The organism is Comamonas piscis (assembly GCF_014109725.1).
Lineage (GTDB): Bacteria > Pseudomonadota > Gammaproteobacteria > Burkholderiales > Burkholderiaceae_C > Comamonas > Comamonas piscis.
In genome coordinates this window covers 2,802,753-2,826,121 of the sequence record NZ_CP058554.1, presented here as the reverse complement: position 1 = coordinate 2,826,121, position 23,369 = coordinate 2,802,753, and the positions used below count along the sequence as shown (strand labels likewise).

Sequence of the window (23,369 nt, the reverse complement as noted above, 5' to 3'; positions counted from 1 at the left end):
TTTTGCCAAACAAGGCCCCGCTTTGCCAGAAGGCGCCAAATTTCAGGCTAGAATACACGCTTCACCGACTGGAGAGGTGGATGAGTGGTTTAAGTCGCACGCCTGGAAAGCGTGTGTGGGTTAATAGCCCACCGCGGGTTCGAATCCCGCCTTCTCCGCCAGTCAACAGGTGAAATGTCAGCCAAGCTGTCCACGCTTGGCTTTTTATTTCCTGGCCACCACAGGATGTAAAAAGTACAAAACATGCGGAGAGGTGGATGAGTGGTTTAAGTCGCACGCCTGGAAAGCGTGTGTGGGTTAATAGCCCACCGCGGGTTCGAATCCCGCCTTCTCCGCCAGAACACTGAAAAGCACCCCTTGAGGGTGCTTTTTTTATGCCCATTCGCGGCCTATTGCTCTATATACTCCAACGTGTTACGCTTAGTTAACTGGTGTTATATACAGTATTTACCTGGAACGCCTAACTACCCCAATCTAAATTTTGTTGGCCTATCTGATGGCCTGTGGAACTGCCCTATGCCTAAACGCATCCTTGAAAAAACTGCCCTGGAAGTCTCTCGCCTACGCGAGGAAGGTGCGCACGCAGTCGGAGGGGTAACCGGGCTGTATCTGCAGATCATCGGCGGTTCTCGTTCATGGGTCTATCGATACACACACCATCGCGCGCGTAAGCGCATGGGCTTGGGCAGCTATCCCGCTGTGGGGCTGGCAGCTGCAAGAGATGCCGCTCGATCGGCCCTCACCCTTCGCAACAGTGGCGCTGATCCTTTGCAAGCGCGTGCCGCTGAACGTGAGGCCGCCCGCCTCGCTGCTTCCTACCAAATGCCGTTTGAGCAAGCAGCAGAGAAGTTCATCAAGGAGCATGAAAGCACCTGGCGAAACCTCAAGCACGTCAACCAGTGGCGCAGCACGCTGGCAACCTACGCTTTCCCCGTCATGGGCCACCTGAACGTGGCAGACATTGAACAGGCGCATGTGCTGCGTGTCCTGTCTCCAATTTGGAAGACCAAGACAGAAACAGCCACACGTGTGCGCGGGCGCATCGAGCAAATCCTTGATTGGTCAACCGTCCACGGTCATCGCAGCGGGCCTAACCCTGCCAAATGGAAGGGCCTGCTAGAACACGTTTTAGCGAATCCTAACAAGGTGGCACCGGTTCAACATCACCCCGCCGTGCCTTACGCCGCCCTGCCTAATTTTTATCGGCGCCTTTGCAGTGTCAAAGGCCAAAGCGCACGCGCGCTGCAGATGCTCATTTTGACTTCGACGCGATCCGGCGAACTTCGCGGTATGCGCTGGGGAGAACTAGATCTATCTGCTGGCCTATGGCTGGTGCCCGCTGAACGCATGAAAAGCAAACGCCTTCACCGGGTGCCGTTGCCTGCGCAGGCACTCGCCATGTTGAACCAATTGAAGCCAGGCGAGCCGGACGAGCTGGTGTTTGTGTCCAATCGCGGCGGCATGCTCTCCGATATGTCCCTAACTGCGGTGATGCGCCGGCACTACCCCGAAGCCGTGCCGCATGGTTTCCGCTCCACCTTCCGCGATTGGGCCGGGGAATGCACGCACCATCCACGCGATGCGATAGAGCTGTGCTTGGCTCATGCTATCGACACAAAAACAGAAGCCGCGTATAGACGCGGCGACATGCTGGAGAAACGGACAGTGATCATGCAGGAGTGGGCAAATTTCACCACCGCAAGTTTTTGAGTTTTACTTTAAATAAAGCCGCCACTTTGCAGCTCTAACTACAACCTCATAGATGCACGTTCCTGCAGGCGCGAACAGCTGAACGCGAACAATTTCAACTTCTTTGCCAGTACGAATTTTTACCACCTTAGTTTCCAATTGGTGTAATTCCGAAGTTTTTTTAGCCAAAGGTTGAAAGCTACTACCCACCCAGATACTTGTGTCCCTCAACTCGCCATTCATTAATGCAAGCGCTGGACTTTCAGACCTAGGAAATAATCCCTTCTCGGCAACATAAAATGCATAAGCTGTTTTTGCTAGAAGCTTAGCGAAAGCATGAACATCGATTCTCACTCTATCAGTAATGCCATGATAATTCTCTTTAAGCAAAAAATCCTTTGGATTCTCTCCAAAGTACAGGGTATCGAATCCGCATACCTCAGCCCCCGCCTTACGTTTACCGCCAGACAAAAAACTTGCCTCTGTAAACAACGGTATATGCAAAAATGCCGTTGCCTCCTTTATGGGTACGTCTAACTCCTCGGACTCGCCGGTCACGCTTGATACATTTATCTTTATGGAGTCTGGTCGATTTTCCGGATTTCTGGTTCTTAACCCTCCAACAATTCTAGCCTGCCCCATCTGCCCTCTTAGAACAGATTCTTCGTTCCGCGAAGTAATCCCATTACAGGATTTACAGCTCGAATTTTTAAGAGTTAACTCACCGTTTATGCCGTAGTTGACAATGTGCTCTTTCGTAAGATTCTCCGTGCTTCCGCAATACATACACACATTAAGAGATTTATATCCTTTACCCATTTGCACCCCCTTCACCAACTAGTATTTGTGTAAATAATTCAAGCTAGAATTTAACACCAGACTGCACGAATATGAAATTTAACCTTGCCAAGCTTTGGGGCATTCTTCCAACCAAGTCAAAATCTCGCTGACCAGCCAGAACAGCTTTTGTGGACCAGCCTTGCGCGGGTGCGGGAAGCCGTGGTTTTCAATCAGGTTGCGCAGCGTCATTTCGGCCACGTCCATTTCTGCCAGTACTTCTTCTTTGTTCATGCGGTAAATGCCCATGGCCATATCTCCCTGTTTACGCTTCGTTGATTCCGCTGGTATTCCCTAGCGGGAATATTCAGCAGCCAGACACACCGCTTAGGCCCCTTCATTCCCGTTCGGGAATTCCACCGGCCTGATCACATCGTCACTCACAGTGCCCGCCATCACATGCTGCGACAGGAGGCGCGCGCCAGGCTCAAACCTTCGCGCCAGGTTTGAGTAGCTGCAAAACAGGTCGATGCTGATATCGGCGGCCAGCGACAGCTGGGCGCCCCAGCTGGAATCCCAGCGGTGCCCGTCCACCGCCATGTCCACCACGGTGGCCAGCGCCTGGTGCAGGCCTGGCCGGTTGTCGCCGGCCACCGGAATGGCTCGCGCAATCTCTGCACCCATCCCAAGCAGGTAGGCTAGGCGGGCAAGCAGCTCGGTCTGGTTTGACTGGTGATCGGCCTGCACGCAGTGCAGCCCCACGCTGGTGTATTCGGCCTCCATGTTCTTGCGCACCATCAGTGCCATCATCGGCGCCGCCTTGCGATAGAGGCCGCGCGTCATTGCCCGGCTGTGGATTGGTGTTTTCATAGATCGTCGCTCCAACTCGCCATTTCTTCATTGGCATACCAGATCGGGTTTTCCCACTTCACGCCGTTACCAAGGCCGGCCCGCATAACTGCTAGGGCCTCTTCTTCCAATTCCCTGGCGAAGTCGGCCGCGCGCTTCATGGCGAAGTGTTCGCCACAGTCGGCCGTGTCGATCAGATGCTTTGCAAACTGCCGCTGCCATTCCTGGCGCGTCATGGTTTGCAGGTCATGTTCAAGCATGTTGAGCTCCATAAATAAGTGCCTCATGGGCGAAATTGGCGCGCACCAGGGCTTCGGCCACTGGCGGGCAGACTGAGTTGCCGCACATGCGAACCTGGGCGGTGGTGCTTAGGCCGATCTGCGGCAAGTCCAGCGGGTTGCCCTCCACTTGTTTGCCGTTGCGGAACAGAAGGTCAGGATCTGGCACACGTTCAAAGCGGTAGTCCTTGGGGAAGCCTTGGGCGCGGAACAGCTCGCGCGGCTTGAGCATGCGCAAGGTGATGTCAACCAGTGCCCACCAGTTGCCCGCGTGCCACATCATCACCAGCTCGGCCACATCGGGAAACTGCTCGGGCAGGTGCTTTTTCAGCAGCTCAGCACACTGGCGCGCACGCTGCTCATGCTCTGGCGACAGCGTGTGCGCAAGCACCTGGGCCGTCTGCACCAGGCCCATTCGGGTTTTGGTGGGCACCGTGTGCATTGGTACGCTGCAGGCGCTGTCCTGGCCGCCCTCGCTGTAGTACTTCACCAGGTAGGCGGTTATCAGGCGCTGGTTGCTGCCGGCCGCCGTGATGGTTGACATGGGATCATCAGCCGCGCGCCCGTCGCCGTCGTAGAAGCCGCCGTTGGCCTGCTCCAGGCATGCGGCCACCATTGCTTGTTCACCACGGTGTGCACCGGTGACAGTGCGCAACGGCTGCCGTGGATCGTGGCCGCTTCGTTCGCCGTGATGGGTGAGGTGGGTCAGGTGCGCGGCCACAATGCCCATTTGGATGCCGGTGCTTGGCCGCTTGGGCGTGCCGCCGGCGGTCACAGTCGGCAAAGGCGCATCCATGGCGCTGCCCACGCTGCCGGTGTTGAACTTGGTGATATGGGCCATGGCCAGGGCGCTTTTGACACCACCGGCCACCACGGTGCCCAGCGGGGTCTGAATGTCCTGCACGCGGGGCTCTTGGCCGGCGCGCTCACCGTAGCCGATGGTGATGAGATTGGCACCCACCAGCGCATGGTGGGTGCCGCCTGCGGCCACTGTGGACAGTGGCGCATCCACAGAATGGCTCAGCAGGTGCTGCTCTGTCGTGCCGCGCAGCGGGGCCAGGGTAGGAGCCACCACCGAAAAGTGGCCGCCCTTGACCTGGGCACAGATGGTGCGCAGGGGAGCGTCGGCGGCCATCGTGCGCTGGCTGCTGCTGTTGGCATGTTCGTTCAGGAATGGCGCGCTGTCGCCCACGATGAACGGGCTCGCACTGGTCAGCACATGGCGCCACAGGCCCTTGGCCACCCGCCGCATGGTGTTGTCGACCAGGGCGCGCTTGCGGCCAAACACGCTTTCGGCGGGCAGGGCGAAGTCGATGCACTCGGCCGCAGTGCGCTGCTCTGCCAGCTTGCCAGCCAGCACGCGGCGGTCTGTAGCCTCGGCATGCGTCTGCTCAGGCCAGGTAATGGCCAGGCCGTCGCGGCGCGCGACGAGAAACAAGCGCTTGCGGATGGTGGGCGTGCCGTGGTCGCTTGCGCGCAGCTCCCGCCATTCCACCTGGTAGCCCAGGCCCCTCAACTGGCGCACGAACGATTCAAACGTCTTGCCCCTGCGCGCAGGGTCTGGCCTGGCCGTGCCATCCTCGCCCACGATCAACGGCCCCCAGGTCTGGAATTCCTCCACGTTCTCCAACATCAGCACACGGGGCTTGCACACAGCCGCCCAACGCATACCAACCCAGGCCAGGCCTCGAATGCGCTTGTTCACAGGCGTGCCGCCCTTGGCCTTGCTGAAATGCTTGCAGTCAGGGGACAGCCACACAAGGGCAACGGGCTGGTTGCCCGTCACCTCGGCCGGCTTCACATCCCACACGCTCTCGCACAGGTGCTTGGTGTGTGGATGGTTGGCTGCGTGCATGGCCAGCGCCTCGGGATCGTGGTTGATGGCGATATCCACGGGGCGGCCAAATGCGGCTTCCAGACCGGTGCTGGTGCCGCCGCCGCCCGCGAAGTTGTCAATGATCAGCTCGCCGGGAAACGACAGGGGCAAGGAAAAGGCGTCTCGCTTCATTTTGCTCAGTCCTTTCGCTCAACACGCAGAACGGCTTTGCCGGTGACATGGCGGGCCTTTTCGGCAGCGTCTTCGCTGCTCGCGGCTTTGAGGTGGATGCTGTCCACCAGCTTGCTGCCTTCCTCGCCCTCCAAGTCCCAGGCGCTGGCGGTGCGGGGATAGACGAAGGCGCGGTAGCTGCGCATGGGTTGGATTTCGGTGGTTTGTCGCATGGTGTTGGTCTTTCGGTGGGATCAGGCAACCAGGCAGAGCTGGTTGGGGTTTTTGTCGGTGCTGGCCATTGCTTCGGCCTTGGGCTTACGGCGGCGCTTGGACTTAGCGGCTTCGTTGGCCAGGCGCTCGCGCTCGGCCGCAAAAACTGCGGCCAGGTGGCTGGCGTCGTGGCCGGAGCCCACATATGCGCCTGGCCTGCGCTGATAGGTGTGGGTGCGGGGCTCCGTGCGTTTTGCGTTCATGGCACTTACTCCTTTGGTTGCTGGGTGGTGGTGGCAAAATCGGCGCGCTTTAGGCGCGGGTGGGTCAGGCCGGCGACCAGGCCGACAAGCAGGCGCTCATCGGTGTCGGCAATCTCCAAAATCTCGCGCTTCATGGCCTGGCGGGCTTCGGGGCCGTCCTGCATGTCGTCGCACACGCGGCGGCCTGCATCCAGGGCCTGCTGCAGCAGTGGGCTGACTTCGCGCATGCGGCGGCCCTGCTGGGCGTTGGTGGCGTTGATCTGGGCGGGGGTTTTGGTCATAGCCATGCACCTTCCTCAAACTCGACGGCCTCGATTGCGGCCTCTAAGCTGCCCAATTCCTGCAATCTGGTGGTCAGCAACTCGGTGTTTTGGGTCGCATCCAGGCGGGCCGTACAGTTATTGAAACGAGTCCAAGCGGCAGGCAGAGCCTGCCGGGACGCGGTTGCACCTACGCCCTGCGCTTGGCCTTCTTCATGCTCAAAATTCGGGCCGTCCACTGCAGCACCTGCAGCAGATTCGGCGGTTTGAATAAAGGGCTTCCATGCAATGCGGCGGCTCACTAGGTAGCGCCCGCACATGCGCCCGCGCTGTGGCGTCAAGCCAATCAGTCGCCCGCATTTCAGTTCTTCCCCGTATTTGTTGGCGGCGCCCTCTTCCACATGGCGGCGAACGGGGGCCAGGTGCCAGTCGGTGCGCTTGCGTGCATGGCCGCCCATGGCCTCCATAAACTCGCACCAGTTGGCCTTGATCTCGCCATTGCGATGGCAGGCGCGAAACGCCTGCACGGTTTGGCTGTCGCCCTCACGGTCAAACAGCTCCAGCTGGTCATGCGTCACCCGGCGCAGCTCACGCCACACCGTCACCGATGGCATGCCGATGGTTTGGAATTGGCGAATGCCCCAAGTAGCGGCCCAGGCATCCACACGCAAATGGCCGTTGACGATTTCCGGCTTGGCCTTCTTTGCTGGTGTGGCGCCGTCGATAGCCGTGGCTTGCCCTGCCTCGCCCTCAAGCGCGGGGGCCGTCATCCGCATTTCGATCAGCTCACCGTCCACCAAGTCGTAATGCTCAGCCAGGGCATGGTGGCCCACGGACTTGGATATGTACTTGGCCACGTAACCAGCAGCACCACCCGACACCATCCGTTTGATGTTGACGCGGTTCTGCTTGGCGCCGGGTTCATCGCCGCCATCACTGAGCCAGTAGTGCCGAATGGTTTCTTCCAGCTGCTCGGCTTGGGCTTCCGTCTCCACCCAAAACAAGGCGTGCCAGTGTGGGGTGCCGTCGTGGTGGGGTTCGGCCACGCGTAGGCCGTAGGGGCGCACATTCTGGCGGTTCAGGCTGGCCCGGGTTTTGGTCCATTTGTCACGCAACCACAGCTGCGCATCGCGCGGTGTCGCGCCCCTGTAGTTCTTATTGCGCACCGGCTTGCCCCCGCCCACCGTGATGGGATGAAAGCGGCTTGGCGCTGTCAGGGTGACAAACAAGCCCACATGCGCCCGTTGATCTGCATATTCTTCGGCGCCCCGGATACGGGTCATCAGCTCGCCACCACGCACCAGCGGATTGCTGGTGCCCAGGGCTGCCAGTTCGCCCAGGTTGTAGACCTGGCCCGCTTCGTTAGTGAACAAGGTTTGCTGCAGGGTGGCGGCGTTGCGTGCCACCTGCTGGCGGCGGCGTGTCATGCCTGCATTGCTGACGTATTTGCCTTCCCGCAAATGCACCTGGCCCATGCTGATAAAGCCAGCCTCCACCACGCGGGCAACGTGACTGCGCAGGCGGCGGCGCCACCACTTGGGGTCTTTGGCCCGCTTAATGGCTGGCTCACCTTTGATGGGCTGTTCTTCGGTGATACCGATCACGCGCGCGATCTTGCGCACCATGTCCACGCGGGCATGCAGCGGCACACCGGCTACAGCGGCCCAGGCGTCCAGCTCTTCCACATCAAAAACCAGCTTATTGGCCCAGTCGCGGATCTCTTCGTCGCTCAGGTTGAACCGCAGCGCGGCGCCAAACTTGTCTTCGAAGTCGGCCATGGCTTGCATGCGATCCCAGGCGCGGAAGCTCTCGGGTGCTTGCTCCAGTTCCCACTTGTCATAAGCCACCGTGCCGCGCTTGATGTAGCGCGCCGATTTATCGCCCTGGCGCTTGGGGTCGTTCTGCGGGGTCAGCTCCACATAGGCATAGCGCGTGCGCAAGGCCTCCTGCCACTCTACGGGCGCAGATTCCACGATCCGTTCCAGATGGGCGTCAGCCAGTGCGTGGGTTGGGCGGTTTTGCAACCACTCATGCACGCTATTGCGCTTGGGCTCTTGGCGGGGGATGGGGCTGACCATGGTTTAGACCTTGGCGGCCAGGGCCGACAGCGGCAGCACATAGCGTTTGAACAAGCGCACCACACGTTTGATGGCTTCGCGCTCGGTATCCGGCATTTCTTGCCAGGCGCGGCTGGCCAAGCTGTGCAGCTCGGGCTTGCTCTTGGCCCGCACACCAGCTACGCGCAGCAGGCATTCGCGCATTTCAATGGGCAGACTGCGCCATTCGGCATCGGCTGCATCGCGGTACAGCCCGCCGCTGGCCTTTTTTGCAAACTCATCGCGCAGGCCATCGAGCATGGCCTTGGCTTCCTCGACAGTGACCCCTTGATTCTTGAGCGGTGGCACTATGGGTGCAGGGCGCGAAGGCTTTCGCGTAGCAATCTCAAAGTCAGGCGCCAGGCATTGCAGCTGCGGCACATCGCGCACCGGCAGCTTGCGCAGGCCATAGGGCAATGCGGCTGCCACTGCGTTGGCTTCGGCCTTGTCTTGCTTCATGCGCGGGCCAGCCCTTCAACAGCAAAGCCACCGATGCGCACGCCGGCTTGCTCGGCGATATCGCAGGCTGCATCCCATGCCGACTGCATGCAGCTGGCCAGAATGTGATGGGTGTGGCGCGTGCCGCTGGCGGCCAGGTAGTGCATTGCGTACATGCTCATTTCGAAAACTCCGCTTTTTTGGGCAAAAAAGGCCCCTGCCAGACCCGCAGGCCTTGCAAAAATTGATTGGGGTTGGTGTTGGGTGGCCGCTATTGAGCGGCTCAGGCGCTAGCTGCTCGCGCCCGTGGGCTTGTCGCCGGCAAACAGGTCGCCCGTGATGGGCGGGGTGAATTGGGCGTCATGGGCCGCCTCGCCTGCGTTGTCGAGGACCACGCGCATCATGTCGCGGCGCACATGGGTAGACAGCGGCAGGTTGACGGTGGGGTCAGGCGTGGCGCTGGGGCTCAGCGTGCGCACAATCTCGGTGGTGGCCACAAAGGTGTGGCCGCATTCCACGTTGGTGCATTGGTAGATGGTTTCGCGCATCGTGGCGCTGACCGGCTTGCTGGTGCGGATTTCGCAGGTTGCCTTGCAGTGGGGGCACTCCATGCGGGTGCCCTCCATGCGCAGGCGGCGGCCCGTGTGGTTGCCGCGCGGTTTGCGCAGCTCGGCCGTCTTTAGCACCGCTTTGTGCAATGCCTTTTGTTCTGCTGTGGTGTGCATCATGATGTGCCTCTGTGCCGTCGATATAGCCACTTTTGAGCCGCTCAATAGCCGCGCTGCTGTTTGAACAGCTGCAGGCCCAGCAGGTACACAAAACGCAGAAATGGCGCAGCCGCTTCAACTCCCAGGGCATTGGCCTGCCGCAGGGCCGCATCCAGCTCCAGCGGATACAAGCGCAAGCCTGCCAGCACATTAGGGTGCTTGGCCTCTTCATCGGTGGGCTTGGCATCCACGCCGCTGGCCAGGAAGTACTGCAGCGGATCTTCTTGCGCCTGCAGCTCCTCCCATCCCATCAGGAACACTTTGCGCATGAAGAAGCCACGCCGCCAGCACTTGGTGCTGGCCAGGGTGGCGGCCTCCTGCATTTCCCCATCAAACAGGCGCATGCTGGCCATCTTCTTGTGCGGCTGCTCAGCCTTGGCCACCAGGGCAGCAGGCTTGCGGGCGTGCGCCAGTTGGGTGAGGCGCTCACGTTGGTTTATTGCTGTTGTCATCTGCGCTCCCGGCTAGTGCCGTTGTGTTGTTGATTGCCAGCTGCGGGCCAGGCCGCTTGCCGGTCATGGCTGCCACCATGCTGTCTAACTGCCTGCGGTTGAGCTGCTCTATAGCCGCTTCAATGCTTGGCAGCTGCATCGCCTGGCGGTACAGCTCCAGCTTTTCCAGCTGGTCTTTGCTGTAGCCGATCTCATCGATGGAAAGCTGCATGGGTCATTGCCGCTTGTGTTGTGCGGGGGCCGCCAATTAGCAGGCGGCGCCGGCGCTGTGTTGGTTTGCAACGTCGCCCAGGCCCAATGCCTGCAACTCGTTATCCACCCGGCGCATCGTCATGTCGTAGACCAGCGTTGCTGGTTCAGTTTTCAGGCGCTGGGCCATCGCTTCCAACATGGCCCAGTCCTCTGGGCGGAATCGCACGGTCTTCTTGGCCGTGCGTGCGTGATCCGGGTTCTTGTATGCCATTTGCCAAGCCTCCCCGCCTACGGCGGTGTCGTGTACCATCCCCAGAAGGGACGTAATTTGGTGTTACGGCTGGATGATAGTTCAGAATTCTAAACAAAGCAACAATGAGTTCAAAAAAAGAAACTGAATCGGTTGAGGATTCCGGCCTCGCAAAAGGAATCGGTTCAAGATTGCGAACCGAACTTGAGCGCCTGAGCCTCAAGGCTGATTATTTTTCTGACATTGGCAAGGGTTACGCGAAGGGCACGATCTATGCCTGGGCAAGGGGAGACAACTCGCCTCCTGCTGCATTTCTGTCTCATGCGGCTGATGCCGGGATGGATGTTCAATTCATCATCACCGGCAAGCGGGCAGCGGAAGGCCAGGATGTTTTAGCCCCTAGTCGTCACGCCCTCACCGGCCCGGCTCCAACTCCGGCACATTCAGAAGACACCCTTTACATTCCGCTCCTCAGTGCAACCGGCAGCATGGGCCCAGGCACCGAAGCGCTGGCCGCTGATGTGGTCATGGGCGATGTACCCGTGTCACTGATCTGGGTACAGATGAACCTACCCCGAAGCCGGCCCGAAGCACTGCGCCTGGTGCATGCATATGGCGACAGCATGCGCGGCACGCTGGAAAGTGGCGACTTTGCCTTGGTGGATACCGATATCCACTCAGTCGATATCGATGGGGTGTATGTGCTGGAAGCGCACCAGCGCCTGTTCATCAAGCGCGTGCGGCAGCGCATGGATGGGAGATACGAGATCAGCAGCGACAACCCAGCAATCAAGCAGACCGACATTCTGAACGGCGGCCACGAGGTGCGGATCTGCGGAATGGTGGTGTACGGGTGGAACGGTCGGCGCTTTTAATGGCTATCGACGGTTGGCGATTACGAGCAATAAACGAGGAAGACAATGAATTTTAGATTGGCAGCTGCGTTCGCATTCTTGGCCGTCGCATCAAGCGGCACTCATGCAGCCAAAGACAATGCGCCATCGATAAAGGCAGCGGTGTCGGCTCTAGATGAAGCCTATGTTATGGACGTAAAACCAGCAGATGCCAAGTACACCAACTGCAAGCAGGGTCAGTTGGAATCGCGTCACATTGTGCGATGTGGGATCGGCTTTTCTCTCGGCTCAACTTCTCTTGCACAGGTTGGCTATTGGGAAGTGGTCATGCAGGGAGACAGCTACACCATTTACGCGATGAATGGCAAAGCGCTAACAGCTCTTGATCGCATCAATCGGGGAGGCTCATACAGCAGCGCCACCTACCCCGGTGCGTTTAAAAGCGGCCAGGGCCGCACGCCTCTGGATATCCAGCAGGCGGCCAAAGCAATTCAATAAAGCAAGTAAGACGAAAAGCCACTCAAGAGTGGCTTTTTTAACGCCTCGCTACTTATGAGGCGCTTCAACCCTCATTCATCATCGTCTTCATCCGCGTCGTCTGTTTTCGTCGGCGCGTCATCCTCGCCGTTCCGCTCCATCTCCAGCTTCGTCGTAAATCCCCCGTCCCCGGTCAGCTCGCTGGTCACCGTTTTGATAAGCCAATCCTCGCCGTCTACCTCAGGCTTGAAGCCGCTGACCTTGACCGGCGTTTGCACCGCCAGCGCCGGCTGGCCGATGGCCAGGCTGATCTGCAGCGTGGCCTTGCCGCGCACAATGCGGCCCATCTCGGCCTGCGCGGCCGCCAGCGCGTCATCCTCTGTGGCGTAGGTGTCTTTGAGCGTTTTCAGATTGGTTTCAGTGCCCGCGATCGAGGCCCGGCGCTGACTCTTGTTGGTGTCGCCCCAGTACGCGCGCACGCCGCTGTAACTGTCGCGCTCCGAGCTGTTGTAGCTGTGCTGGTCGCCGGCGCGGCGCGTCAGCACGACGGCCGGCATAGCCTTGCCGCTGGCGGTGGCCGCACCGTTGATTGGCAGGAACAGCAGAACGCCTTTTTTGACCGTAGCCACAGCATCATGCTGCCGGCCAATGCGGGTCAGAAAATGCACCGGGCTTTCGTTGGTCTGGTCAATGTGCTGCACGCGCTTGCTGGCCAGGCTTGCCCCCACCTTGGCTTCCAGGCCGTTGGCCTTGGCTACATCTTTCACGATCTGGCCCAGGGTGGTGTCGTGCCAGCTGCTGCTGGTGCGGCTGCGCAGGCCTTTGCCCAGGTTGGCACTGCGGGCGCGGATATTCAGCACATCGGGAGTGCCGTTGTGGCTGATTTCGTCCACGGTAAATTCGCCTTTGTCCACCAGGCTGTTGCCCACCCATCCCCAGCGCAAGGCTACGGTGGCGCCCTTTGGTGGGATGGCCAGCTTTCCGTCATGGTCGCTCAGCTCCACATCGAGCTGGTCAGCTTCCTCGCCGCGACTCTCTGTTAGCGCAATGCGGATCAACCGGCCATTGATTTTTGGGCCTATGTCTTTGCCGTTGATGGTCAGCATGTAGGTGGGCTGGCGGTATTCGCTGCCGGCGTCCAGGGCCTCGGGTTGTTGGGTTGTCTCAGCCATTGACTATCACCATTTATCGTCGTCATCATCATCGCCCAGCCACCAATCCCACGGGTCGCTGTCGTACCAATCATCATCACCAGCGCCGCCATCCGGCCCGGTGTCCAATCCTCCACTTGGGTCAACCTGCTGCGCATCCACGCGGGCCAGGGACAGCGTGAACTCCACCTTACGCGCCGCGCCTTCTCGGATGAAAACGCTGCGCGTCGTGTTCAGGCTTTCAATCACCCAGGCGCCCAGCGCCTCACCGGTTCCGGTGCAGAGGTTGTAGGCCTTGCCTGCATCTGCCATTTCTGCCAGACGGTCAAGGGCCTTGCGGTCGCCCATGAACTCCGGCACCTGCAGGCCGGTCAATGTGATCTTGTCATCCCCCGGTCCGACATACTGGCGCGCCGGGCGGTCGCCCACCCGGCTGCTGCTGGGGTGACGCCATTCCTGGCTGCGTTGCAGATCGTTGTAGGCCAGGGTCGAGAGGCCAAATACAAATTGCCCGAGGGCTGCCATCATGCTGCGCTACTCCTAGTCAATGTCCGTCAGGCTGCTGCCACGGCGGGCGGCCTTTTGTCGCTCGATGCGCTCAATCTCGGCCCGCACAGCGGCGCCAATCTCGTCGCCCTTGGCGTTGCCTTGCACGGTGATGTTGATGACATAGCTACTGGCACCGCCGCCACCAGCTGCGCCACCAGCAGGGGCCGCTGCCGCCATGCTGGCCATGTCTGGCATAGGAAGCATGCCGCCCATTGGCAGCGCCATGGCACCCATGGGTACCAAGGTGGCCGCCGCCATTCCCAGCGCAGCATTGCGCACCAGGCTAGAGCTGCCAGTAATGCCCTGCGCGGCCCCTTCGCCCACGTATCCGCCCAGCTCAGCAAAAACGCGGCTCGGGCTGTGTATCCCCAGCTTTTCTTTGAACCAGCCAATGCTGCTGCTGGCCACTTCGCCCACGGCATCGCGCACGGCCGCAATGCGGCTGGTGATGCCACTGACCAAGCCCTGAATGATGTTGGCGCCGGCGTTGAAAAACTGGCTGGTCAGGCCCATGACAGCCTGCAGGCCGCTGCCAATGGCAGAGGTCAGGTCTTGCCAAAGCAGCTTTGCGCCGCCCACCACATCGTCCCACCGGCTGTAGAGCATGGTGCCAGCGGTAATCAGTAGTCCGATGGGCCCCAAGAGTCGCAAGAAGACTGCGCCAAACCTCAGGATTGCTGGAATGTAAAGTGCAACGCGAGCACCAAAGGCCCCCAGCCACTGACCACCAAAAGTAAAGGCACTGCCCACCAAGCGCAACGCTGTACCAATGTTGGCAAAGGACAGCCCCAAGCGCGCAAGCATGAATCGCAGCAATGCACCTTTTGCGAGCATTAGTCCCAGCGGAATCAGCAGCGCGCCCACTGCCCCCATCAAAAGGCCCGCGCCCACCACCAGCTTCAAGAGCCCCCCCACGATTGCGGGATTGGCCTGCATCCAGGCGGTGAACTTCTCCAGCAGCGGATTGAGTGTCTTGTAGATCTCCAGCAACGGCGCCTTGAGTTGCTCGCCTGCCACCGCCATGCTGTTGAACAGGCGGTTTTGCTCCATCATGGTTTTGGCCGAGAGCGTGTCATTGCGCGCTGCAGCCTCTTTAGCCATGCTGTCTTTACCCGCTGGCCCGTTTGCCAGTTCCATCTGCCGCTTCAACTCTTCCGGCTTGCCCACCAGTTTGGCCAGGGTATCGCTATGCTCCATGCCGACAAGCTCCACCATAACCCCGAGCTGATCCTTCTTTGGAAGCTTGGCAATGGCCTCGGAGACTTTTAGCATGGTGGCCGCTGCATCAGTGGCCATACCCTTCTGAATTTGCTTCGATGAAAGCCCTATCTCTTTCACCGCAGATTGAAACTTCTTTGTGCCTTTAGTAGCTGCAGCAAACTTGGTGAAAATGGCGTTGATAGCCGTGCCGGCTGTCTCTTCTCGCTCCCCCAGAGTCAAAAGCGTGCTGGCGAAGGCCGCGAGATTCTGCCCCGAGATTTTCACCGTGGCCGCCACGCCACCAGTGCGGTTCAGTACCCCGATAATGTCCGCGCCCTTGCTGATCGCGTTGTCATCCAGGTAGTTAATGGAATCGGCCAGTCCTCGAATATCCTGTATGGGAATGTTGAAGTTCTTGGCGACCTTCCCCATTTTCTCTGCGATCTCATCTGGCACCGCATCAAACGCAGTAGCCATTTCACTGGCCAGCTGCACAAAGTTGCCCAGCTCATCGGTGGGCACCTCCATGCGCGCGGCGGCCGTCATCATTTCCGCAATCTGCACGGTGGTCTGCGGCAGCCTGGTGGAAAGGTCGCGCACCTGCGCTTCGGCCTTGCGGTAAACCTCGGTCAGATTGCCCGCCTCGTCGCGCGCCCCTTGCACCTGTCGCGCAATGCCCAGCATCGCGTCTTCGTGCTGCATGAAGGCGCCCACGGGCTTAAGGCCCATGTCCATCACCTTCTTGCCGCCATACATCGCGGCGCCACCTGCGGCCGCCATCGTGGCGCCTTTGGCGGCCATGGCAGAGGCTTTGCGCTGCGCTTCGGCCAGGCTCTTTAGCCGCTCGCGTTGTTTGGTAATGGCTGCTGTCGAGGCCTCCATGCGCGCGCGCAGATTGCGCTCCTGCTCGGCCAGGCCTGATGTGGCCAAGCCGGCCTGCGCCATTTTTTCGCGCAGACGCTGGGTGGTCTGGGTTTGATCCTGCAGGCGGCTTTTCAGCGCTGCAGCTTCGGCCTTGGCCTTCTCAAACTTCCGCGCCATGCCGGCAGTGACGTTGCCCGCCGCATCATGCGCCAAGCTCATGGCCTTGACCTTGGCCTGCTGGCTGGCCAGCTCGGCACGCAGGCCAGCGGATGCCTTAACGCTGTTGCGGAAATTGTTGATAAGCCCGTGCTGCGACTCCATGGCCTTGAAGTCGCTGTGCAGTTGCTTGATCTTGTTGGAGGTGGCAGCGCTACCCGCCATCACACGTTTGAGCGGTCCGCTCACCTTGTCCACAGCCTGCAGCAATACCTCTAAGCGCAGTTTGTTGACCATGCTGCCCCTCTTTTCATCGTTTACCGGCCTTGGCCTTGGCTTCCTGCTTTTCGTTGTAGCGCTTGATTGCTCGATTGCGCCACTCGCTCAGCTCTCCCGCCTCCATCGGCCACATGTCCGATGGCTGCCAATGCCACATTTCGGCCATGTCGGCCATCATGTCTTCAACGGTCTTTATTCCGACTCGGTCGGCACCGTTGCACCAGTCAAAAAAATGGCGGCCTCCGTAGCCATCGACACCAGATCAACGGTGTCCATTTGGAAGATTTCCGCCTCCATCAAATTGGGTACGGTGACACGCGGCAGCAGCTTGGCCAGCGCATCTACTTTCATGTTCAAGACCTCAACCAGCAGCAGGCCGCGCAGGTCCCCCACGCTGGGCTTGAGGATCTGCACCTGGCCAATGGTCTGACCGGCACGCACGACAGGCTGCACCAGCGTGACAGATGCCGATTTACGGGTGTGGGCTGCAGTGGTTTGCTTGGTTTGCTCAGCTGTTTGCATGTTCTTCTCCGGGTAATCAAAAAGACAGCGGGCGCACGGTTTGATGCGCGGCCCGCTGTTGAAACTGGGCGGCCCCGTAACGAGACACGCCCAGCAGCTTGGCAAAGCTGCGTAGGGTTGCGGGCTTACGCGGTCAGAGCCGCGCGCACGGCGGCCATGTTGTCCACGCCGTCAATGTTTTCGATCATGTTGACAAAGTCGATCTCGACAATGACCTGGCCGTTGAGCACTTCCTTGTAGTAGCTCAGCTCCATCTTGTAGGTGTGTTCGGTGGCCTCGCCTACCTTGGCGGATCCCTTGTCAATCTCGCTGATGCGGCCGCGCGCCACGACTTCGACAACATCTACCTGGCCGGTGTCTTCGCTGTCGAGCGCACCAGCAAAGCGCAGCATGGTGCCGTCATGGCGGCCCGATCCAAAGCCGCTGTGGCTGCCATCGGCCCAGCCGCCCATCTTGTATTCCATCGACATGGCTTCCATGCCGAAGTCTTGCTTTACCGGGCCACCCATGCCCCCGGCCTGGTAGTCATCCATCTTGCGGGTGAGTACTGGCAGATTGAGCTCGGGCACCTCGCCCATGTAGCTGATACCGTCTTTGAATACAGCGTAATTTTTGAGTTTTCTGGGCAATGCCATGGTGTTGCGTCCTTATGCGTGGTGGCGTTGTGGCGTGGTTGGTGCGCTTACAGGCCTGAGGCCACGCGCTGGGCAAAGTCGCCCCAATATTTGTCGCTGATGCGCTGGATAAATCCCAGATCCTCCAGCGGCGGAATAGGCGTGTAGTCGTAGTCGATGGTGAGCTTGCCCACCTTCAAGGTCTCGGTGGTGTTCACCTCGGTATCGAGCCACGCCGATCCGCCCAGGATGTAGCCCAGGTTCCTGAGGCTGCGCAGGCGGCTGTTGATGCCTTCCAGAATGTCTTTAGCCAGGCTGGGATGCATGGGCTTGTCCACCGCCCAGAAGTGGCCCTCGGCCATGGTGTCGGCCAGCACATGCGCAGTGCGCACAGCGCTTTCAAAGGTGAACTCGGTTTCAATCGAGCAGGTGCGGCTGCCCCACAGGCGGTAGCCATCCTGCGCAATCCAGGTGGTTACCTTGCCTTCGTTGAGCAGATCGGTATCGGTGGCCGTGCTTTGCAGGTCAAAGAAGACGGCATGCTCCAGGCCAGTGATGCCGTTGAGCGGCACATTGGAGATGGTTTTGTGCCAGCCTTGCTCGGTGTCGATCTTGGCGCGGGCGCCCATGGCGAACGCCACAGCGGGCACCACCACGTTGGCCTTGGCAGTCGAGTCCCAGCGCATCACGTTGGGCCAGATGGCCATGGTTTCGCGCTTGCCGAAGCCCTCCGCGTAGGCAATGGCCTCGCTCACATCCTCGCAGCCATCGCAATATACATAGGCCATGGCGCGCAGCTTTTCAGCTGCTGCGGTCAGCGCTTCGGCAACGGGTTTAGCGTCCAGGCCAGGGGCGCCCAGGATGCGCGGTTTGACCTTGAGCTGGGATTGGGCATCAAGCAGCGCCTGAATGCCGGTGCGTTTGCCGCCGATGTATTCGCCCACCACCTTGCTGATCTGGTCGGCCATTTTCTCTTCGTCGGTTTCGCCCACGCCTTCGGCCACGCGCACCACGATGATGATGGGCCGCACTTGGTCGGCGATGATGGCCAGCGCCTGAGGCAGCGTGCCTTCGCTGCCGGCTGCTGCCTGGGCTTTGCTGATGCTGCTGAACAGCACGGGCTTATCCAGGGGGAAAGCTGCCGCGTCTGCATCGGGGCCGGTGGCCACCAGGCCAATGACCGCGGTCGATGGAATGCGCAGCTCAGCGGTGCCGCCCGAGACTTCTACAACGCGCACGCCGTGGTGGTAATTGGCCAGGTTTCCTGTTGCCATATTCGGATACTCCAAAGGGTGAATGGGTGCGCAATCCGGTGCATGGGCGCGCTTGATTTCTCTGTAGCCGTCAGTGTCTGCCGCGCGCGCGTGAAACTCCAGCAGCGGGCGCTGTGGCTGCGCCAGGCACAAAAAAACCCGCCTGGGCGGGTTGTGTGTGGGTTGGGGAGCGGGGCTAGATCTCGGCAGCCACCACGCGCAGGCCGGCAAAGCGCATGTGCTTTTCAGGGGGCAGGCTGCTGTTGATCATTTCCGCAGTGACGTTCCAGATCCGGGGCTCGGTCATGGTGATGGTGAACGTGGCGCGGCCCGCTTCAAATAGCACCCGCTTAGGGTAGACGCGGCCATCCACGCTGGTGATGGGCATATCAAATGCCTCGTTTACCGGGTAGAGCTGGCCTCCCACCTCCATGCGCACCGATATGGTCAGCACGGTGCCCACCACAGTGCGCACCTCGGCGAAGGTGTCAGCGATGACAGTCTGGGCGTTGCTAGCGGCATCGGCGGTGATGTTCTCCACCACGATCCCCGGGCTTTGGTCGGCCTGTGCCACTGGCGCCACCCACTTGCTGCCAGTCCATCGTTGACCAATAGGCATCGCTCCGGCTGCAATCGGAATCAGTTTCGCATCCACGACTTCGGAAGCCAAGTTTGATACAGCGAAGCACATGCCAGCCCCGTCAATTTCAGCGTATGTGTAATTCATATCAGCCCAGATTGGTGTTGTATTCAACGATGCTCCACCGGAAATCGCGCGTTCCAGCGTTACCGTTACTGCGATTAATTGTTAACGTGCTGCCGCTGATTGAGTAGGAACTTACGACGCTATCAACACTCCCGCCAGTCGTAACGCCATCACTGAACTGAACCACACACGCAGCCGCATTCACCGGCGTAATGGTTGCCGATCCCGTGGTGACCGTATTGGTAATTCGAATCGTCCCGCTTTGAACGCTTTTAACTGGGGACCTCAAGGCGAGATTCGCCACCGTTGTCGATACATGCGTTTTGACGTTATCGCGCGCATTGTTCGTCGTGGTGTTGATGTTGTCCCGAGCGCTGGTGATATCGGTGCGGATAGTGTTGGCAGTGTCTTGCACTCCAGCGATTTTGGTAATCGCGGTGCCCAAGCTGGTGGCCACCTGGCCCAGCATCGCCAGGACTTGCCCAAGCAATGGAACGCTCATACAGCTTCCTCCGTTGCGGCGGAGCTTTCCAGCCGCCCGTTGTTGTAGGTCAGGGTCTCGGTGCGCTTGCGTCCGTCGTAGATGGTCACCACGGTTTTGACGTTGCCGTCTTCGTCGTAGCTGATGGTGGTGACTGCTGGCTTAGCATCCAGCGTCTCGGTCACCACCGACACGCGCCCGCCGGGGTCATAGGCGATGCTCGTCGCGGTTGGGCCATTAGCCGGCCCCAGCCTCAAGTCGGCGCGCGCCAGGGTAATTTCTTCCCCGGCTTTTCCGTTGACGGTTCGCACCCGCGCAGCGCCCAGGTTGTTGATGGCCTCTTGCAGCGCATCGAGCGCACCGTCTACCGCCTCGGCGTCCGCCCTGGTGTCCACCAGCTCGCTCAGCTCGTGCAGCGCAGCGTCCACCGCACGGCCCAATGCGCGCAGTCGCTCCACATCGTCCGAGAGCTTGTTTCCCGCATAGGGCAGCGGCAGGTCGTAAAACTCTGTGTTGTCTTCTTGGGTCGCCATGGCCGCCCCTTACAGAATGACGGCGCGCAGGTTGCGCACCTTGGGCCGTGCATTGGTGTTCCCCAGCAGCCGCAGCCGCAAGCGCAGCGCAGCACCGGCCAGCCCCGTCCGCTTGTGGGTCAGCTCCACATCGCCCGCCGTCTGCGCGCTGCTGCTGTCAAAGGGCACATCAATCCAGATAGCGCCGTCGTCGGTGCTGCAGGCCACCTGCACAGAGGAACCAGCGGGCAGGCTGGCCTCGAAGATCACCGTGATGGCATTGCCACCGGCCAGCTGAACAGCCGGCGTGATGTAGGTGCCATCAGCCAGCAAGCTGCCCACCACCAGCACAGTGCCCTGCTCAAGCACGGGTGCCAGGCCGTTGGCTGCACGCCGCAAGGTGGCCTCCACCTGCACGCCACCGGTGTGGGGCGCCGCCAGCTGAATGGGCTGCGCCACATCCACATCGTGGGTGGCCTTGAGCGCGCCCTGATCGTCCAGCAGCTTGAGCTGGTAGGTCACCCGGGCATCTGGCGCGGGTTGGATGGCGCCGGCGTTCACCGTCAGGTTTGTGGCGTTGACCACCGCATGCTGCCCCACCACAAAGGTCTGCGCTGTCTGCTGGTACTGCACGGCCAGCAGCTCAAAGCGCAAGAAGCGGTTGAGATACTTGGTCACCACCCCCGATTCGTTGGTGTGACTGAGCGCGCCAATTTCTGCCGGTGGCTGCGTGACATAGCCGCCCGCCTGGTTGACTTCGCCCACCTGCGCCACATAGGGCGCGGTGTCGGTATCGGCCGCGCTGATGCTGAGTGCATAGGGCAAGCCAGCCTGCAGCAGCACGGGCGTGGGCCAGATGACATTCGTGGCGCCCGCAGTGTTGATCTGCGCCGGCTCCAGCCGCACAGTGGCCATCTCGTTCTTTGGCAAGCCCTTTTCGTCGGCCTGGCCGATGCTGATCAGCACGGCCTCGCCCTTCTTCGCAAAGAACAGGTTTGCGCCCGCATATTGGCCGGTGGCTGGCGGGTTGATTGCTTGAGTCAGGACGTTATACGACATAGTTCACCGTTTGGTTGCCCACGCCGGCCACGATAAAGTCGCCGCGATAGAGGAAAGAGACAGACAGCTTCAAGGTGGCCGATCCGGTGTAGCTGGCTTCTCCATAGCTCCCGTTATCGCCCTCGATCCGCAGGCGCTTGGTGCCGACAGTGATGCCCTTGGGCACCTTGAAACTGCCTTGCACCACGCCCTGCGCATTCGCCGTTGGCGTTTGTCCCTGGGCATCTTTTAGCGCAATGTCCTGGCCGTCAAAGGTGGCAGCCTTCACAGGCTCCAGCGGATCAAACCCGGCAATCGTCACGCCCACATCGATCTCGCGCAGATAGATGTCGCTGGTATCGATCAGGGATTTGTCGAAGTTCTTGTCGAACTCCGATTGCACGCTGCCGGCAACGGTTTGCCCCGGGAAGTAAATAGGGGCGTAGAGGAACTGCACCCTTTTGGGATACTTGCGCACCCCTGGCACTTCCCATCTGTCGATGGGCGGTGCCAGCGTGATGGATGCAGGCAGCTGGCCCACGGCCACGCTGGGGTTGATGGCCATGCTCCGGCTGTAGGCTGATTGGCGCAGGCCCACCGCAAGGTCGTACCCCATGGCATAGGCGGTTTTGCCATCGTCAAGCAGGTGCGCTCCGAAGTCCTCATAGAGCTGCAGCGCCCCATCGGCGATCTGCGCTGTCTGTTCCATCCCCTGGTCGCGCATGCTGTCGTCGCGCATGGGATCAGCAAAATAGCCCTTCTTCAAACCGCTGTAGCGCCCGTTCACATCGGTGGCCAAACGCAGCTCGGCCAAATCCAACTCGATATCGTCCATGCGGTTGGAATAGTTGGCAATGGTCTGCATGGGCACCATTCGCCAGCTGTCCAGCAGCAGTTGGCGCGTGTCCTGCATCCAGCTTTGATAGATGGTGGCCAGCAGCAGCTGGCCAGCAGGCACATCGGGCTTCACGGGCAGCCAGGTGGCCGGCACGCCCTTGATGACGCTGAACACCCCCTGGTCATCCATCACCAGGCGGTCAAAGCGGCGCATGGCAAATTCGTAGTCCACGTAATGCACGGTGCCGTTGACCGGGTTGGCAATCTGGAAGGTGGTCGGGGTTTGGTTCAGCACCGGCTCGATACTGATGTACTCAAAATCGACGGTGTACTGGTTGCCGGTCGCTGGCTCGGCACCGCCCGGGCTCCAGTCCACTTGCCCTGCAGTCAGCTTGTAATCGGTGTTGGGCACATAGGTGACCCCACCCAGCTTGACGCTGTTGATCTTTACTACGCTGTTCTCGTTCAGTGGGTCAGCTCCGCCCGCCACCGGGCCGCGCGTCACCAGCTGGGTTTTCTTGCGCTGCACCCGGACGGTGGCAGGCTTCAACACCGGGAAGCGATCAAATGCGATGGTCTGCAGCTCCTCACCGCTGGCGGCATGGGGCTCGCTCTGAATCAGCATGGTGTTGGCCACAGCCGGGTAAATCACGGTTCGGTCGATGGGCCGGAACACAGCAATGCCACCCACCCGCGCTTCTCCGGCTTGGACGGTGTAGACCTGGTTGCCCTCTGGATCATCCTCTTTCATGAGAACCGCCAGGCCGTCTACCACGTAGTTGCCGCCGCCAGTGCTGGCAATGTCGTAATCCTTAATGGCCCCGATGATTGGGCTATTGGTGCCCAGCGCCTCGCGCGGCTTGACCACGCCATCTTCAATCGTCCACACCGGGAAGAAGTCCCCGGGCACTGTCAGGCTGCCGGCCAGCCCCCAGCGCGCCACCATGCGGGTGCGGTCGGCGCCTGGCTCGTTTTGTCCCTCGCCCTCCACAGCTGGGTTGTACAGGCGCGGATCATCCACTGCGGTCACCTTCGTGGTGTCCAGGTAGATGCCCACATACTGGGTGCCGATAACCGGCACTGCCACCAGGGCAGCGGCAACGTCGTGGATGCGGCCGGCAATGTAGATGCTGCCGGCGTCCATGGTGGCGATGCCCGTGGCTGCACTCATGGCGCAGCGGGCGCCCTCGCGAATGTCGCCATCGCTGAAGATTCCGTCAGCGATCCGGCGCAGCGCATCTTGCTGCATGGCCTGGCTGTCGTTCAACTCCCGCGACTGCAGGATGCGGTCTGCATGGTGATCCACGCTGACAAAGCCATCAGCTCGGTCAAAGGTTTTGTAGATGGTCATTGTTTGGCCTTGAA

Annotated in this window: 30 protein-coding genes and 2 tRNA genes; 5 read left to right on the top strand and 27 right to left on the bottom strand. The window is 60.3% G+C overall.

All coding sequences use genetic code 11. From position 1 onward, the window contains the following. Positions 1–70: 70 nt before the first annotated feature. The 3 genes from HS961_RS12745 (at position 71) to HS961_RS12735 (ending at position 1,710) form a co-directional block, all read left to right on the top strand. A tRNA-Ser gene (locus tag HS961_RS12745) sits at positions 71–161 on the top strand. An 86-nt stretch (positions 162–247) separates the two neighbouring features. Continuing rightward, a tRNA-Ser gene (locus HS961_RS12740) sits at positions 248–338 on the top strand. A gap of 178 nt (positions 339–516) precedes the next feature. Continuing rightward, the gene (locus HS961_RS12735) at positions 517–1,710 is read left to right on the top strand and encodes a tyrosine-type recombinase/integrase (RefSeq protein ID WP_182322493.1); all 1,194 of its coding nucleotides are present in this window, start codon (positions 517–519) and stop codon (positions 1,708–1,710) included. A 3-nt stretch (positions 1,711–1,713) separates the two neighbouring features. On the opposite strand, the gene HS961_RS12730 is transcribed toward HS961_RS12735, so the two are convergent. From HS961_RS12730 to HS961_RS12660, 15 genes are all read right to left on the bottom strand, one after another. Continuing rightward, on the bottom strand, positions 1,714–2,508 hold the full coding sequence (locus HS961_RS12730) for a hypothetical protein (RefSeq protein ID WP_182322491.1): 795 nt from the start codon (positions 2,506–2,508) through the stop codon (positions 1,714–1,716). Positions 2,509–2,586: 78 nt separating this feature from the next. Continuing rightward, the gene (locus tag HS961_RS12725; RefSeq protein WP_182322490.1) at positions 2,587–2,775 is read right to left on the bottom strand and encodes a helix-turn-helix transcriptional regulator; all 189 of its coding nucleotides are present in this window, start codon (positions 2,773–2,775) and stop codon (positions 2,587–2,589) included. A 78-nt stretch (positions 2,776–2,853) separates the two neighbouring features. Next, entirely contained in the window at positions 2,854–3,336 is a 483-nt protein-coding gene (locus tag HS961_RS12720) for a hypothetical protein (RefSeq protein WP_182322488.1), read from the bottom strand. Next, on the bottom strand, positions 3,333–3,575 hold the full coding sequence (locus HS961_RS12715; protein ID WP_182322486.1) for a hypothetical protein: 243 nt from the start codon (positions 3,573–3,575) through the stop codon (positions 3,333–3,335). Before HS961_RS12715 ends, HS961_RS12720 begins: the two co-directional genes overlap by 4 nt. Continuing rightward, positions 3,568–5,601 (bottom strand): DNA cytosine methyltransferase, encoded by a 2,034-nt coding sequence (locus tag HS961_RS12710; RefSeq protein ID WP_182322484.1) that lies wholly within the window; start codon positions 5,599–5,601, stop codon positions 3,568–3,570. The genes HS961_RS12715 and HS961_RS12710 overlap by 8 nt, the downstream gene beginning before the upstream one ends. A gap of 5 nt (positions 5,602–5,606) precedes the next feature. Further along, entirely contained in the window at positions 5,607–5,813 is a 207-nt protein-coding gene (locus HS961_RS12705) for a hypothetical protein (protein WP_182322482.1), read from the bottom strand. Between the two features lie 21 nt (positions 5,814–5,834). Then, complete coding sequence (locus HS961_RS12700) at positions 5,835–6,056, bottom strand: hypothetical protein (protein WP_182322480.1); 222 nt, start codon at positions 6,054–6,056, stop codon at positions 5,835–5,837. Positions 6,057–6,061: 5 nt separating this feature from the next. Next, a complete protein-coding gene (locus HS961_RS12695; RefSeq protein ID WP_182322478.1) occupies positions 6,062–6,337 on the bottom strand; it encodes a hypothetical protein in 276 nt (91 codons plus the stop codon). Further along, the gene (locus HS961_RS12690; protein ID WP_182322476.1) at positions 6,334–8,394 is read right to left on the bottom strand and encodes a replication endonuclease; all 2,061 of its coding nucleotides are present in this window, start codon (positions 8,392–8,394) and stop codon (positions 6,334–6,336) included. Before HS961_RS12690 ends, HS961_RS12695 begins: the two co-directional genes overlap by 4 nt. Before the next feature lie 3 nt (positions 8,395–8,397). Then, entirely contained in the window at positions 8,398–8,871 is a 474-nt protein-coding gene (locus HS961_RS12685; protein ID WP_182322474.1) for a hypothetical protein, read from the bottom strand. Beyond that, positions 8,868–9,032 (bottom strand): hypothetical protein, encoded by a 165-nt coding sequence (locus tag HS961_RS12680; protein WP_182322472.1) that lies wholly within the window; start codon positions 9,030–9,032, stop codon positions 8,868–8,870. The genes HS961_RS12685 and HS961_RS12680 overlap by 4 nt, the downstream gene beginning before the upstream one ends. 108 nt (positions 9,033–9,140) lie before the next feature. Further along, positions 9,141–9,578 (bottom strand): ogr/Delta-like zinc finger family protein, encoded by a 438-nt coding sequence (locus tag HS961_RS12675; protein ID WP_182322470.1) that lies wholly within the window; start codon positions 9,576–9,578, stop codon positions 9,141–9,143. Positions 9,579–9,619: 41 nt separating this feature from the next. Next, complete coding sequence (locus tag HS961_RS12670) at positions 9,620–10,069, bottom strand: hypothetical protein (protein WP_182322468.1); 450 nt, start codon at positions 10,067–10,069, stop codon at positions 9,620–9,622. Further along, positions 10,044–10,280, bottom strand: a complete 237-nt coding sequence (locus HS961_RS12665; RefSeq protein ID WP_182322466.1) for a hypothetical protein — start codon at positions 10,278–10,280, stop codon at positions 10,044–10,046. Before HS961_RS12665 ends, HS961_RS12670 begins: the two co-directional genes overlap by 26 nt. Positions 10,281–10,316: 36 nt before the next feature. Beyond that, entirely contained in the window at positions 10,317–10,532 is a 216-nt protein-coding gene (locus HS961_RS12660; RefSeq protein WP_182322464.1) for a hypothetical protein, read from the bottom strand. 104 nt (positions 10,533–10,636) lie between these two features. Between HS961_RS12660 and HS961_RS12655 the strand changes: the two genes are divergently transcribed. Both HS961_RS12655 and HS961_RS12650 read left to right on the top strand, forming a co-directional pair. Next, positions 10,637–11,386 carry a S24 family peptidase gene (locus HS961_RS12655; protein ID WP_182322462.1) on the top strand — a complete coding sequence of 250 codons (750 nt, stop codon included), beginning with the start codon at positions 10,637–10,639 and terminating at the stop codon, positions 11,384–11,386. Positions 11,387–11,431: 45 nt separating this feature from the next. After that, positions 11,432–11,863: a hypothetical protein gene (locus tag HS961_RS12650; RefSeq protein ID WP_182322461.1), complete on the top strand. Its 432-nt coding sequence runs from the start codon at positions 11,432–11,434 to the stop codon at positions 11,861–11,863. Between the two features lie 71 nt (positions 11,864–11,934). Here HS961_RS12650 and HS961_RS12645 read toward each other — a convergent pair whose 3' ends face one another. From HS961_RS12645 to HS961_RS12590, 12 genes are all read right to left on the bottom strand, one after another. Then, positions 11,935–13,014 carry a contractile injection system protein, VgrG/Pvc8 family gene (locus HS961_RS12645; RefSeq protein WP_182322459.1) on the bottom strand — a complete coding sequence of 360 codons (1,080 nt, stop codon included), beginning with the start codon at positions 13,012–13,014 and terminating at the stop codon, positions 11,935–11,937. A 6-nt stretch (positions 13,015–13,020) separates the two neighbouring features. After that, positions 13,021–13,521 (bottom strand): phage tail protein, encoded by a 501-nt coding sequence (locus tag HS961_RS12640; RefSeq protein WP_182322457.1) that lies wholly within the window; start codon positions 13,519–13,521, stop codon positions 13,021–13,023. A gap of 12 nt (positions 13,522–13,533) precedes the next feature. Continuing rightward, the gene (locus HS961_RS12635; RefSeq protein ID WP_182322455.1) at positions 13,534–16,059 is read right to left on the bottom strand and encodes a phage tail tape measure protein; all 2,526 of its coding nucleotides are present in this window, start codon (positions 16,057–16,059) and stop codon (positions 13,534–13,536) included. 13 nt (positions 16,060–16,072) lie between these two features. Next, on the bottom strand, positions 16,073–16,216 hold the full coding sequence (locus tag HS961_RS12630) for a GpE family phage tail protein (protein ID WP_182322453.1): 144 nt from the start codon (positions 16,214–16,216) through the stop codon (positions 16,073–16,075). Between the two features lie 17 nt (positions 16,217–16,233). Next, a complete protein-coding gene (locus tag HS961_RS12625; protein WP_182322451.1) occupies positions 16,234–16,563 on the bottom strand; it encodes a phage tail assembly protein in 330 nt (109 codons plus the stop codon). A 125-nt stretch (positions 16,564–16,688) separates the two neighbouring features. Next, a complete protein-coding gene (locus HS961_RS12620; protein ID WP_182322449.1) occupies positions 16,689–17,198 on the bottom strand; it encodes a phage major tail tube protein in 510 nt (169 codons plus the stop codon). 47 nt (positions 17,199–17,245) lie between these two features. Continuing rightward, positions 17,246–18,436, bottom strand: coding sequence for a phage tail sheath protein (locus tag HS961_RS12615; RefSeq protein WP_412101658.1), 1,191 nt, complete (start codon positions 18,434–18,436; stop codon positions 17,246–17,248). A 190-nt stretch (positions 18,437–18,626) separates the two neighbouring features. Then, complete coding sequence (locus tag HS961_RS12610; RefSeq protein WP_182322446.1) at positions 18,627–19,049, bottom strand: hypothetical protein; 423 nt, start codon at positions 19,047–19,049, stop codon at positions 18,627–18,629. Positions 19,050–19,158: 109 nt separating this feature from the next. Then, on the bottom strand, positions 19,159–19,638 hold the full coding sequence (locus HS961_RS12605; protein WP_182322444.1) for a hypothetical protein: 480 nt from the start codon (positions 19,636–19,638) through the stop codon (positions 19,159–19,161). After that, the gene (locus HS961_RS12600; RefSeq protein WP_182322442.1) at positions 19,635–20,150 is read right to left on the bottom strand and encodes a hypothetical protein; all 516 of its coding nucleotides are present in this window, start codon (positions 20,148–20,150) and stop codon (positions 19,635–19,637) included. The genes HS961_RS12605 and HS961_RS12600 overlap by 4 nt, the downstream gene beginning before the upstream one ends. 9 nt (positions 20,151–20,159) lie before the next feature. Beyond that, on the bottom strand, positions 20,160–21,188 hold the full coding sequence (locus tag HS961_RS12595) for a virulence-associated protein (RefSeq protein WP_182322440.1): 1,029 nt from the start codon (positions 21,186–21,188) through the stop codon (positions 20,160–20,162). After that, positions 21,178–23,355 (bottom strand): DUF4815 domain-containing protein, encoded by a 2,178-nt coding sequence (locus HS961_RS12590; protein ID WP_182322438.1) that lies wholly within the window; start codon positions 23,353–23,355, stop codon positions 21,178–21,180. The genes HS961_RS12595 and HS961_RS12590 overlap by 11 nt, the downstream gene beginning before the upstream one ends. Positions 23,356–23,369 lie beyond the last annotated feature (14 nt).